Source organism: Candidatus Pelagibacter bacterium nBUS_30 (assembly GCF_051201245.1).
In the GTDB taxonomy this organism is placed as follows: domain Bacteria; phylum Pseudomonadota; class Alphaproteobacteria; order Pelagibacterales; family Pelagibacteraceae; genus Pelagibacter.
Window position 1 is genome coordinate 1,044,212 of the sequence record NZ_CP172842.1, and the last position, 11,699, is coordinate 1,055,910.

14 protein-coding genes and 1 tRNA gene are annotated in these 11,699 nt (G+C 29.5%); 10 read left to right on the forward strand and 5 right to left on the reverse strand.

Annotated elements, in window-relative coordinates; genetic code table 11:
* Positions 1-19 precede the first annotated feature (19 nt).
* Genes lgt through ychF form a run of 7 tightly spaced genes read left to right on the forward strand, consistent with a single transcriptional unit; the run spans position 20 to position 5,951 of the window.
* Positions 20-799 (forward strand): prolipoprotein diacylglyceryl transferase, encoded by a 780-nt coding sequence (lgt, locus tag ACIJYE_RS05675; protein ID WP_435089879.1) that lies wholly within the window; start codon positions 20-22, stop codon positions 797-799.
* Positions 780-1,838, forward strand: a complete 1,059-nt coding sequence (locus ACIJYE_RS05680; RefSeq protein ID WP_435089881.1) for an SAM-dependent methyltransferase — start codon at positions 780-782, stop codon at positions 1,836-1,838. Before lgt ends, ACIJYE_RS05680 begins: the two co-directional genes overlap by 20 nt.
* A complete protein-coding gene (gene pgeF, locus ACIJYE_RS05685; RefSeq protein ID WP_435089883.1) occupies positions 1,825-2,583 on the forward strand; it encodes a peptidoglycan editing factor PgeF in 759 nt (252 codons plus the stop codon). The genes ACIJYE_RS05680 and pgeF overlap by 14 nt, the downstream gene beginning before the upstream one ends.
* Before the next feature lie 7 nt (positions 2,584-2,590).
* Positions 2,591-3,523 (forward strand): ribose-phosphate pyrophosphokinase, encoded by a 933-nt coding sequence (locus tag ACIJYE_RS05690; protein WP_435089884.1) that lies wholly within the window; start codon positions 2,591-2,593, stop codon positions 3,521-3,523.
* A gap of 45 nt (positions 3,524-3,568) precedes the next feature.
* On the forward strand, positions 3,569-4,279 hold the full coding sequence (locus tag ACIJYE_RS05695; RefSeq protein WP_435089886.1) for a 50S ribosomal protein L25/general stress protein Ctc: 711 nt from the start codon (positions 3,569-3,571) through the stop codon (positions 4,277-4,279).
* A 38-nt stretch (positions 4,280-4,317) separates the two neighbouring features.
* Positions 4,318-4,878: an aminoacyl-tRNA hydrolase gene (pth, locus tag ACIJYE_RS05700; RefSeq protein WP_435089887.1), complete on the forward strand. Its 561-nt coding sequence runs from the start codon at positions 4,318-4,320 to the stop codon at positions 4,876-4,878.
* Positions 4,878-5,951: a redox-regulated ATPase YchF gene (gene ychF, locus ACIJYE_RS05705; RefSeq protein ID WP_435089889.1), complete on the forward strand. Its 1,074-nt coding sequence runs from the start codon at positions 4,878-4,880 to the stop codon at positions 5,949-5,951. Before pth ends, ychF begins: the two co-directional genes overlap by 1 nt.
* Here ychF and ACIJYE_RS05710 read toward each other — a convergent pair.
* From ACIJYE_RS05710 to petA, 3 genes are read right to left on the reverse strand one after another with little or no spacing between them, the layout of a single operon-like run.
* A complete protein-coding gene (locus ACIJYE_RS05710) occupies positions 5,928-6,698 on the reverse strand; it encodes a cytochrome c1 (protein WP_435091272.1) in 771 nt (256 codons plus the stop codon). The genes ychF and ACIJYE_RS05710 overlap by 24 nt on opposite strands.
* Before the next feature lie 10 nt (positions 6,699-6,708).
* Positions 6,709-7,971: a cytochrome b gene (locus ACIJYE_RS05715; protein WP_435089891.1), complete on the reverse strand. Its 1,263-nt coding sequence runs from the start codon at positions 7,969-7,971 to the stop codon at positions 6,709-6,711.
* A gap of 8 nt (positions 7,972-7,979) precedes the next feature.
* Positions 7,980-8,489, reverse strand: a complete 510-nt coding sequence (petA, locus tag ACIJYE_RS05720; protein ID WP_435089893.1) for a ubiquinol-cytochrome c reductase iron-sulfur subunit — start codon at positions 8,487-8,489, stop codon at positions 7,980-7,982.
* A gap of 90 nt (positions 8,490-8,579) precedes the next feature.
* Between petA and ACIJYE_RS05725 the strand changes: the two genes are divergently transcribed.
* From ACIJYE_RS05725 to greA, 3 genes are read left to right on the forward strand one after another with little or no spacing between them, the layout of a single operon-like run.
* Positions 8,580-9,038, forward strand: coding sequence for a tRNA (cytidine(34)-2'-O)-methyltransferase (locus ACIJYE_RS05725; protein ID WP_435089895.1), 459 nt, complete (start codon positions 8,580-8,582; stop codon positions 9,036-9,038).
* The gene (gene hemF / locus ACIJYE_RS05730) at positions 9,038-9,865 is read left to right on the forward strand and encodes an oxygen-dependent coproporphyrinogen oxidase (RefSeq protein WP_435089897.1); all 828 of its coding nucleotides are present in this window, start codon (positions 9,038-9,040) and stop codon (positions 9,863-9,865) included. Before ACIJYE_RS05725 ends, hemF begins: the two co-directional genes overlap by 1 nt.
* Before the next feature lie 3 nt (positions 9,866-9,868).
* Complete coding sequence (gene greA / locus ACIJYE_RS05735; protein ID WP_435089898.1) at positions 9,869-10,345, forward strand: transcription elongation factor GreA; 477 nt, start codon at positions 9,869-9,871, stop codon at positions 10,343-10,345.
* Here the strand turns inward: greA and ACIJYE_RS05740 are convergent.
* Both ACIJYE_RS05740 and ACIJYE_RS05745 read right to left on the reverse strand, forming a co-directional pair.
* Entirely contained in the window at positions 10,342-11,616 is a 1,275-nt protein-coding gene (locus ACIJYE_RS05740; protein WP_435089900.1) for a CCA tRNA nucleotidyltransferase, read from the reverse strand. The two genes, greA and ACIJYE_RS05740, sit on opposite strands and share 4 nt — an antisense overlap.
* Before the next feature lie 3 nt (positions 11,617-11,619).
* Positions 11,620-11,693 (reverse strand) — tRNA-Gln (locus ACIJYE_RS05745).
* Positions 11,694-11,699: the final 6 nt, after the last annotated feature.

Sequence of the window (11,699 nt, forward strand, 5' to 3'; positions counted from 1 at the left end):
TTTATAAGTATTATTTAAAATGTTCATCAATAATTTTGACCCAGTTGCTTTCCAGATCATATCATTTGAAATCAGATGGTATTCATTAGCATACATTGCTGGAATTATAATTGGTTGGATATTATGTAAAAAATTATTTATTAAAAATTCAAATATAAATGAAAAATTTGATGACTATGTAACTTATCTGATTATTGGAATAATTATTGGTGGGAGATTAGGATATATAGCTTTTTATAATTTTAATTATTACACCAATAATTTTTTTGATATTTTTAAAGTTTGGGAAGGAGGAATGTCTTTCCATGGAGGTTTAATAGGTGTCATTATTGCCAGTATATTATTTGCTAAGAAAAATAATCAAGACTCATTTTTGTATATGGACTTGGTATCACTAGTAGCACCAATTGGAATATTTTTTGGTAGGTTAGCAAATTTTATAAATTCTGAGCTATATGGAATACCGACAGAAGTTCCTTGGTCTGTAACATTTGTTCAAGTAGATAGTTTAGCAAGACATCCATCACAACTTTATGAGGCAATTTTAGAGGGACTAATTTTGTTCATAATTTTGCTTTACTTTAGAAAAAAAAATTTTTTAGAAAAACCAGGTTTAATTTCAGGTTTATTTTTAATTTTTTATTCTATTTTTAGATTTTTCATTGAATTTTTTAGAGTGCCAGATGAACAGTTAGGTTACCTAATTTTAGATTTATCCATGGGGCAGATTATAAGTTTAATATTTATTTCATTCGGAATAATTCTATTTTATTTTAAAAATGAAAATAAGATCAACTAATATACCTTTAGATAAATTTATCGAATTAGCATTATACGATAAAGACTCTGGCTATTACATGAAAAAAAACCCTTTTGGAAAAGAAGGTGATTTTATTACAGCTCCAAATATTACAAGACTTTTTTCAGAAATAATTGCTATTTGGGTAATAACTTTTTGGAAAAGTATTGGCTCACCCAAAAAATTTAATTTATTAGAATTAGGTGCTGGTAACGGTGAGATGATTAAGGTGATTAATAACACTTTAAAAAATTTTCCAGAATGTTTTGATGCTTGTAACTTTATCATCCACGAAAAAAGTGAATTATTGATAAACCAACAAAAAAGAAATTTAAAATCTGAAAAAATATCATGGATTAAAGATATTAATACAATCAATTCAGACCCAACCTTATATTTAGCAAATGAATTTTTTGATGCTATTCCGATTAAGCAATTTTTTAAGAAAAAAAATAATTGGTTTGAAAGATTCGTAAACTTGGAAAACCCAAAAAAAGTCAGATTTGATGAACAAAAAATTGATATTAAAAAAATAGAAAAAAACATAAATTTTGAAATATCTAAAAATCAAAATATTATTGAATATTCACCAGAGGCATTTAAGTACTTAAAAAGTATTTGCGATACAATCCAAAAAAATACTGGTGGAATATTAATAATTGATTACGGGTATTTAAATTATAAAATGTGTGAAACCTTACAGGCTGTTAATAATCACAAATATTCAAATGTTTTAGAAAATATTGGTCACTCAGATATAACCTACAATATAAACTTTAATTTATTTGAAAAATTTACTAGCCAATATCATAATCTTAATACACTTATTACTAATCAAAAAAAATTTTTAACTAGCATGGGAATACTTCAAAGAGCAGAAATTATAAGTGAGAATATTCCTTTTTCAAAAAAAACTGACTTATTCTACAGAATAAGACGGCTGATAGATGAAAAACAAATGGGTGAATTATTTAAAGTGATGCTTATAAAAAATATAAACAATAAATTCAAAACAGGATTTCAAGTTGATAAAATCTAAAAAACTGAAAAAAATAAAAGTGTTAAAACATGGCTTCTTTAACAGCGTTGGTGGTAAATCAACAAAAATTTATAAAAGTCTAAATTGTGGTCTTGGTTCAAAAGATAAGAATTTAAATGTTAAAAAAAATCTGGAAATAGTAAGAAAAAAAATTAGTAAAAAAGCAAAAAATATTTTTTTAATCCACCAAATACATAGTAATAAATTTGTTTATGTTAATGAAAAATATAATAAGAAAATAAAACCAAAGGCTGATGCCATAATAACTAATCAAAGATTTTTGCCAATTGCTGTTTTGACTGCTGATTGTGCTCCAATATTAATTTATGATAACAAGATAAATATGATTGCTGCTATCCATTCTGGCTGGAAAGGCGCTTTTAAGGGTATTATAGATAAGGTAATTAATTTCATGATAAAAAAAGGTTGTAAATTAAAAAATATGACTGCTGTAATTGGTCCATCGATTTCAGTAAAAAATTATGAAGTTAGGGAAGATTTTAGACAAAAATTTATTAAAAAAGATAAAAACAATCATAAATTTTTTAAAATTAATAAACAAAAACTATATTTTGATTTAACTAAGTATATCCGTTCCTCTCTTCAAGCTAATAATATCAAAAGTATAGACAGTATAAAAATTGATACTTTTGATATTAAAAATAAATTTTTTAGTGCAAGAAGAGCTTTAAAACTAAAACATAATGATTATGGTAGAAATATTTCAATAATTATGCTTAATTAGGTTTTTAATGAAATTATTATCCGGAAATAGCAATAAACCTCTTAGTAAAAATATTGCAAAATATTTAAGATCTAAATTAGTGAATTCGAGTATCAGAAATTTTTCTGATGGTGAAATTTACGTAGAGATTAATGAAAATATTAGGGGAAATAGTATTTTCATAATTCAATCAGTTTCGTCTCCTGCTAATGACAATTTAATGGAACTTTTACTTTGTATTGATGCTTTAAAGCGATCTTCTGCTAAAAATATCACAGCTGTTATTCCTTATTTTGGATATGCAAGACAAGATAGAAAAGTTGTTCCAAGAACTTCGATCTCAGCCAAACTTGTTTCTAATCTTATTACAAAAGCTGGAGCAGATAGAGTTGTAACAGTTGATTTGCATGCTGGTCAAATACAAGGATTTTTCGATATTCCAGTTGATAACTTGTTTGCCACTCCAATTTTTGCACGACATGCAAAAAAGAAAATTAAAAGTAAAAATGTTATTTGTGTAGCTCCTGATGTAGGTGGAACTGAAAGAGCAAGAGCATTAGGCAAACTTTTAAATGTGGGACTTGCGATAGTGGATAAAAGAAGACCAAAACCTGGTCAATCTCAGGTAATGAATGTAATTGGTGATGTTAAGGGAAAAACATGTGTAATTGTTGATGATATTATTGACTCTGGAGGTACAATTGTTAATGCAGCCAAAGCCCTAAAAGACAGGGGTGCAAAGGATGTTTACGTGTATATTACTCATGGAGTACTGAGTGGTGAAGCAGTAAAAAAAATTAAAAATTCTATGATAAAGAATTTAGTAATCACAGATACAATTGATAACAATGAAAAAATTAAAGGTGCCAAAAACATTGAGGTTCTGCCTATTTCAGGCTTAATGGGAGAGGCAATTAAAAGAATATCAAACTCAACATCTGTTTCAGATTTATTTAAATAAATCCCTTGAGTTATTAGGGAACTTGAGCTAAAAACCTTTGTTTTTATGAATACTTTAGACGCAAACATTAGAAATACAAAAACTAAGGGTGAATTAAGCACTATTAGAAATAGTGGTAGTGTACCAGCCATAATTTATGGTGGTGAGGCTCAAAATGAAAAAGTATCCATTTCAAAAAAATTACTTAAAACTTTAATTGATAAAGAAAATTTTTTATCAAGTATTGTTACTTTAAATGTTGATGGAAAACCTCAAAACGTTCTTCCTAGAGAAATTAAATATCACATTATAACTGATGAACCAATTCATGTTGATTTTTTAAGAGTAGTCCCAGGTGTTAAAATTAGAATTGAAGTTCCTGTTCAGTTCATTAATCATGAAAAGTCGCCAGGACTAAAAAGAGGTGGTGTGTTAAACATTGTAAGAAGAAAAGTAGAATTAAGATGTCCTAGTGAAAAAATTCCTGAAAATCTTGTAATAGATCTTGATGGAGTTGATATTGGTGAAAGTTTTAAGATATCATCAATTAACTTGGAAACAGATGTTGCTCCAACAATTAGAGGAAGAGACTTTGTAATAGCAACACTGGCAGCACCAACTGTAATGAAAGAACCTGAGAAACCAGCTGAAGCAGAGGCTGCTGAAGGTGAAGATGCGGCTGCAGGAGCAGAAGCAGGGGCTGAAGGTGATAAAGCAGCAGCTGAAGGTGATAAAAAAGAGGGTGATGATAAAAAACCTGCAGAAGAAAAAAAATAATAAACCCAAATTAAAATTTACTATCCTTTAAAAATTATATGCTTTTATTTGTAGGTTTAGGTAATCCCACTCCAGACAGTGAAAATAATAGACACAATGTTGGATTTAAAATTATAGACTCTATCAATAAAAAATTTAGTCTCTCTAAACAAAAACCAAAGTTTAAAGGATTATTGACAACTGGAAATGTTGGTGACCAAAAAGTTTACGCTATTAAACCTCTAACTTTTATGAATAACTCTGGAATTTGCATTAGAGAACTTATTGAATATTTTAAAATAGATGCTGAAGATGTAATTGTTTTTCATGATGATTTAGATGTAGAGTTTGGAAAGATTAAGGCAAAATTTGGTGGGTCAAGTGCAGGACATAATGGAATCGCATCAATTGATAAATTTATTGGTAAAGACTATTCAAGAGTAAGAATAGGTATTGGAAAACCAAAAGAAAAGATGGAAGTTGGTGATTTTGTTCTTCAAAACTTTGATGAAGATGAAATGCTTGGAATAGAGAAAATTTCTAATAATATCAATGAGTCTATTTCAATACTTGTAGAAAAAAAATTAGATCTATTTTCTAGCACTGTAAATAATAAATAATGAGTTTTAAATGTGGAATTGTTGGTTTGCCCAATGTTGGTAAATCTACTTTATTTAATGCTTTAACCAACTCAAGTAAAGCACAAGCTGCTAATTTCCCTTTTTGTACAATTGATCCTAATGTAGGTATTGTGCCTGTGCCAGATGAAAGGTTGGAAAATTTATCAAGAGTTTCAAAGTCAAAGAAGATTATAAACACAACTATTTCATTTGTTGACATTGCTGGTCTTGTTAAAGGCGCCTCTAAAGGAGAGGGATTAGGAAATAAATTTCTTTCACATATTAGGGAGGTAGATGCAATCATTCATATGATTAGATGTTTTGACTCTGATGATATACAAAATGTCAATGCAACTGTAGACCCTATTAGAGATCTTGAGATAATTGAGACTGAGATGATGTTAGCAGATTTAGAGTCTATCCAAAAAAGATTGGAAAAAAATAATAAAAAGAATATCGAAGAAGAGCAGTTGAAAATACTAGAAATTGCATTGGATTGTATAAATAATGATAAAGATATCTCAATTTTAAAATCTCAATTTGAAAATAAACAACTTAATCAAAGTGGTTTATTATCGATTAAACCAAAAATATTTGTATGTAATGTGGACGAACAAAGTGTCCAAGAAGGAAACCAATATACAATAAAATTTATTGAAAAATTTGGTGAAGAAAATACTTTAATTGTATCAGCTGATATAGAAAATCAAATAAATGCGCTGGAAACCTCTGAGAGAAAAAATTATATGGAAATGATTGGTTTAAAGGAAACTGGATTAAGTATGTTGATCCAGAAAGGTTATAATATTTTAGAATTAGACACTTACTTTACATCTGGGCTTGAAGAAACTAGAGCTTGGACTATTCAGAAAAATTGCACAGCACCCAAAGCAGCTGGTGAAATTCACACAGACTTTGAAAAAGGTTTTATACGGGCCGAAACAGTTTCCTATGAAGATTTTGTAGCTAATGATGGATGGGTCAACTCTAAGACAAATGGAAAAATGAGATTAGAGGGTAAAGATTATATTGTAAAAGATGGAGACGTATTAAACTTCAGATTCAACACGTGACCAAATTTTTTTCATACTAAAGTAAACCAAGATAGTAAGAACAATCAAATACAAAATTGCTTTAAAGCCCATTTGGTGTCTAGACTCTAGATGGGGTTCAGCTGCCCACATTAAAAAAGTAGTTACATCTTTTGACATTTGTTCAACTGTTGCTTCTGTTCCATCACCATATTCTACTATACCCTCAGAAAGCGGAGCTGACATTTTAATTTTATTTCCATACATATATTTATTATAATGAACACCTTCATCCAAAATCATCCCGCTTGGTGCATCTTCATAACCTTGTAGTAAAGAATAAATATAATCTACCCCACCACTTCTCGCTTTAGCTAGAACTGACATATCGGGTGGATAAGCACCACCGTTAGCAGCTTCAGCAGCTTTAATATTTTCATATGGTTTAACAAATTTATCTGATAATTTTGCAGGTCTTGAAAACATTTCTCCATCTGCGTTTGGGCCATCAGTTACTTCAAAAGATGCCGCAATTGCCTTTACCTCTGCCTCAGAAAATTCTGGCCCACCTTTTTCACCCAAATTTCTATAACTAAGATATTTCATTGAATGACAAGAAGAACATACTTCTGTGTAAACTTGGTAGCCTCTTTGTAACGATCCTCTATCAAATTTTCCAAACAGACCTTTAAAGCTCCAGTCTGTTTTTAAAAGCTTAGCTGTTTCAGCTGAATTAGCTTGAACTGACGCAAAGCAAATTAAAGTTATGATGGAAAGTAATTTGATAATATTTTTCACTTTATCTTTCGAAACTTTCTTTATTTTTAGCTGTTGCTAAATTAGTTGAGCCTCCAAGTACAGGCTCTGTAATACTTAAAGGGACTGGTAAAGTTTTTTCTTTAAATCCCAAGACTGGTAGAACTACCAAAAAGTGAAGAAAATAATATGCTGTAGCAACTCTTGCAATTAACAAATATAGTCCTTCAGCTGGCATAGCTCCCACGTATCCAAGAATTAAAACGTCTGCTACAAGTATCCAGTAAAACTGTTTATATAAAGGTCTAAATACTGCAGATCTAATTTTTGAAGTATCAAGCCATGGCAACGCTGCTAAAATTAAAATAGCTGAAAGCATTGCAACTACACCAAGCAATTTGTCAGGTATTGATCTTAAAATAGCATAAAAAGGTAATAGATACCACTCAGGCACAATATGAGCTGGTGTTACCATTGGATTAGCTTCAATATAATTATCAGCATGACCCAAAATATTTGGTGAATAAAAAACAAAAAACGCAAAAACAATTGTAAACATCAACAATGCAAATCCATCTTTGATTACTATGTAAGGATGAAAAGGAACTGTATCCTTAGAAGGTTTCTTAATATCTATTCCAACAGGATTATTGTTGCCAGGAACATGTAGTGCCCAGATATGTAAAACTACAAGTCCTAAAATTAAAAAAGGTATTAAGTAATGCAATGTAAAAAATCTTGTCAGTGTTGGATTGTCAACAGAGTAACCACCCCACAACCAGTTAACTATACCCTCTCCCACCAATGGGATCGCGCTAAATAAATTTGTTATTACCGTTGCTCCCCAGAAACTCATTTGTCCCCAAGGCAATACATATCCCATAAATGCAGCTGCCATCATCAGTAAGTAAATAATTATTCCAATAATCCAAATAATTTCTCTCGGCGATTTATAAGATCCATAAAATAAAGATCTAAAAATATGAATGTACACAGCTAGAAAAAACATAGAAGCACCATTTGCATGTATATATCTAATTAACCAACCATAGTTAACATCTCTCATTATGTGCTCTACACTTTCAAATGCCAAATCTGCATGAGCGATATAATGCATAGCAAGTGTTAAACCGGTAACAATCTGTGTTATTAGGCAGAACGTTAAAATCCCACCGAAAGTCCACCAATAATTTAAGTTTTTTGGAGTTGGATAGTCTGTTAAGTGACTCGCTAAACTTAAAAGAGGAAGTCTATCATTGAACCATTTTCCAAATTTTGAATTGGGTGTGTATTCGTGATCACTCATAATTTTATCTATCCAATTTTAATTGTATTAGCGTTAACAAACTCATACTTTGGAACTTCCATATTTAATGGAGCAGGTCCTTTTCTAATTCTACCAGATGTATCATAATGAGAACCATGGCAAGGACAGAACCATCCATCATAATCACCCTTATCATTTAGCGGTACACATCCTAGGTGAGTACAAACACCAAGCATGACTAACCACTCAGGATCTTTTGCTCGATCTTCATCTTTTTCAGGATGTTTTAAGTCTTCCATTTTAACAGCCTTTGCTTCTGAAATTTCTTCTGGTGTTCTTCTTCTAATAAAAACTGGTTTACCTCTCCAAAGTACTGTTATTGTATTTCCAGGTTTAACTGAGCTGACATCAACTTCTGTACTTGCCAGAGCTTTAACAGATGCGTCTGGGTTCATTTGATCAACAAGCGGCCAAACAACTGCTCCAACACCAACTGCTCCAACCGCATAAGATGCTGTAAATAAAAATTCTCTTCTTTCTGGCTTTTTATCTGACATTTTTATAAATATTATTGTTAAAAATTTATTTAATATACGATTTCTTATAAGATAATAGTTTTTTTTCTACTGAAAGAATGACACATAATTATGAGCCAAAGACCAAAAATTGCATTATATGAACCTGATATTCCACAAAATACAGCAGCAATAATTAGAACTTGCGCTTGTTTGGGGGCTAAACTTGAAATTATTGAGCCTTGTGGTTTTCTTCTAAATGATAAAAGATTTAAAAGAGTGGTAATGGATTATATGGATTGGGATAAAATTGATTTATATCAAAGTTCAAAGCATTTCTTTGAGGCAAAAAAGAATCAAAGAATTGTTTTAATGACCACAAAAGCATCAATATCTTATACAAAGTTTAATTTTAAAGAAGATGACACAATATTGTTTGGGAGAGAAAGTGCTGGAGTACCTGAAAACGTTCATCAATCTATAAATGATCGTTTAAAGATACCAATGAATGAAAATGTTAGATCGCTTAATATTGCTTCATCTGTTGCAGTTGTTTTGGCAGAAAGTTTAAGACAAACAGGATTATTATAATGAATAATGAAATAAAAAAAGATCTCACTAGTAATTGGTTTAAACTACTGCAAGATGCTATTTGTGATGACATCGTTAAATTGGAAAAAAATAAAATTAAATTTAAATCAACAATATGGCAAAGAAATAAAAGTAAAGATGAAGGTGGTGGTGAGTATAGAATTATCAAAGGTGGTAAAATTTTTGAAAAAGCAGGAGTAAATTTTTCAAAAGTTTATGGAAAATTTCCAAAAAAATTTCAAAAAAATATTCCTGGAGCTAATAAAGATCCTAGATTTTGGGCTTCTGGAATTTCAATAGTGATGCATATGCAAAATCCTCAAATTCCAGCAATGCATTTTAATACTAGATATATTTGTACAACTCAAAATTGGTTTGGTGGAGGTATGGATGTAACACCATCAGTAAAAGATGATAATGAAAAAAGTAAATTTCATCAAACTTTAAAGTCAATGTGTAATCGTCATAATAAAAATTATTATAAAAAGTATAAAAAATGGTGTGATGAATATTTTTACTTACCACACAGAAATGAAGCTAGAGGAATTGGTGGAATTTTTTTTGATTATAAGAAAGATAATTTTGAAAGAGATTTCAAATTTGTACGAGATGTAGGAGTTACATTTCAAATGATATTTAATAATATTATTAAAAATAAAATAAAGAAAAAATGGACTTTAAAAGACAAAGAGATGCAGTATATTAAAAGAGGTAGATACGCAGAATTTAATTTATTGTATGATAGGGGTACAAAATTTGGATTACAAACAGGTGGCAACGTTGAAGGAATATTAATGTCATTACCACCAATTGCAAAATGGAAATAGATAATGGATAAAGAACCAATAACATTGAATGGTTTGAATAAATTAAAAGACGAGCTAGTTTTTTTAAAAGAAACAAAAAGACCAGAAATTGTAGCTGCAATTGCAGAAGCAAGATCACATGGAGATCTTAAAGAAAACGCTGAGTATCATGCTGCAAAGGAAGAACAATCTCACAGTGAAGGTAGAATAACTGAAATTAACGATATTATTGCTAGAGCCAATGTCATTGATGTCACAAAATTAAATAATGATGGAAAAGTTATTTTTGGTTCTACAGTATTTTTAGAGAATTTAGATAATGGAGAAAAAATTAATTACAAAATAGTCGGAAAAGATGAGGCCGACCTAAAACAAAAGCTAATTTTTTTTCAATCACCTATAGGCAAAGGTTTAATTGGAAAAAATAAAAATGACTTAGTAGAGATAACAACTCCAGCTGGGATTAAAAATTTTGAAATTAAAGACGTTAAATATATTTAACCTTTAATAATTGTTTGAATTTGCTTATCTGATATTTGGAAATTGTTGTGAACCCAGGTATCCTCTATCATTTTAAGTTTATTTCCTAATATTTTACCTTCAGAAATATTATATTGGGACATAAGTATATTTGCACTAATTGGCATAGTTGGTCTAATTTTATCTTTATAAAATTCTATTAATCTAATTAATTTCTTTTCAACTTTACTAGATGTAAATAATTTAAAATTAATAATATCAATTACAGCTTGCCTTCCATTAAAATAAAAAATCTTATTAAAGTTTTTCTCTGTAAAATTTTTAATATTCACAGTCTCTTTATAAAAAAAATTAATTAATTTTAATCTTTTTTGATCCTTTTTAGAAATATTGAATTTATAAAAGAAATAATCAGTATTATCAGTGCCATCAACTATTAAAAGAGATATCAAGAAAATAAAATCGGCTTTGAATATATTTTTAAGAGCATGAGAGTTTATTTTTTTAAAACTATCTAAATTTTTAAATTGTGGAAAGATTATTTTTATAAGCTCTAAACTTTCCTCGTCATTAAATAATTTTAAAAAACTATTAGATTTTGTTAACTTTTTAAATTCATCCAACAACCTTTCTGATGACAGTTGAGAAATCCCTTCAATATTTCTTTTTATTATTTTAATAATTTCAGGGTTATGCTTATAATTAGAGTAATTTACAAAAAAGCGAATATATCTAAGAATACGAAGATAATCTTCTTTAATCCTGTCTTCTGCATCTCCTATGAATTTAATATGTCCATCTTCTATATCTTTTTTACCATTATGAGGATCAAACAAATTTCCTTCTTTATCTGAATAGATTGAATTTATAGTAAAATCTCTTCGTGCAGCATCCTCTTGCCAATCTAAAGAGAACTCTACATTCGCATGTCTTCCATCGGTTGTTACATCTTTTCTTAAAGAGGTTATCTCATATTTTTGTTTTTCTATAATCGCTGTAATAGTGCCATGCTCAACACCAGTTTCATAAAAATCTATCGCATTTTTTTTTAATGCTTCACATACTTCAACTGGTTTTAAATTGGTTGCTAAATCAATGTCATCAACAGTTTCCTTTTTAACAATTTTTCTAATACATCCACCTACATATCTGACTTCGCTATCTTCTGAATAAGAATTGATTGCTTCAAAAATTTTATTTGCAGAAGTTTGAAGTGTAATCTTTTTAAGATTTTGACTTATATAATCAAGATTACGTGATCTAAAAAAAATTTTATCTAAAAAGTTGTACATAAATGGCTGGGGCGCTAGGATTCGAACCTAGGATGCCGGTACCAAAAACCAGTGCCTTACCACTTGGCTACGCCCCAATATTA

Coding starts and splice junctions, on each gene's coding strand:
- lgt (WP_435089879.1), top strand. CDS start 20: ATGTTCATCAATAATTTTGACCCAGTTGCTTTCCAGATCATATCATTT.
- ACIJYE_RS05680 (WP_435089881.1), top strand. CDS start 780: ATGAAAATAAGATCAACTAATATACCTTTAGATAAATTTATCGAATTA.
- ACIJYE_RS05690 (WP_435089884.1), top strand. CDS start 2,591: ATGAAATTATTATCCGGAAATAGCAATAAACCTCTTAGTAAAAATATT.
- ACIJYE_RS05695 (WP_435089886.1), top strand. CDS start 3,569: ATGAATACTTTAGACGCAAACATTAGAAATACAAAAACTAAGGGTGAA.
- pth (WP_435089887.1), top strand. CDS start 4,318: ATGCTTTTATTTGTAGGTTTAGGTAATCCCACTCCAGACAGTGAAAAT.
- ychF (WP_435089889.1), top strand. CDS start 4,878: ATGAGTTTTAAATGTGGAATTGTTGGTTTGCCCAATGTTGGTAAATCT.
- ACIJYE_RS05715 (WP_435089891.1), bottom strand. CDS start 7,971: ATGAGTGATCACGAATACACACCCAATTCAAAATTTGGAAAATGGTTC.
- petA (WP_435089893.1), bottom strand. CDS start 8,489: ATGTCAGATAAAAAGCCAGAAAGAAGAGAATTTTTATTTACAGCATCT.
- ACIJYE_RS05725 (WP_435089895.1), top strand. CDS start 8,580: ATGAGCCAAAGACCAAAAATTGCATTATATGAACCTGATATTCCACAA.
- hemF (WP_435089897.1), top strand. CDS start 9,038: ATGAATAATGAAATAAAAAAAGATCTCACTAGTAATTGGTTTAAACTA.
- greA (WP_435089898.1), top strand. CDS start 9,869: ATGGATAAAGAACCAATAACATTGAATGGTTTGAATAAATTAAAAGAC.
- ACIJYE_RS05740 (WP_435089900.1), bottom strand. CDS start 11,616: ATGTACAACTTTTTAGATAAAATTTTTTTTAGATCACGTAATCTTGAT.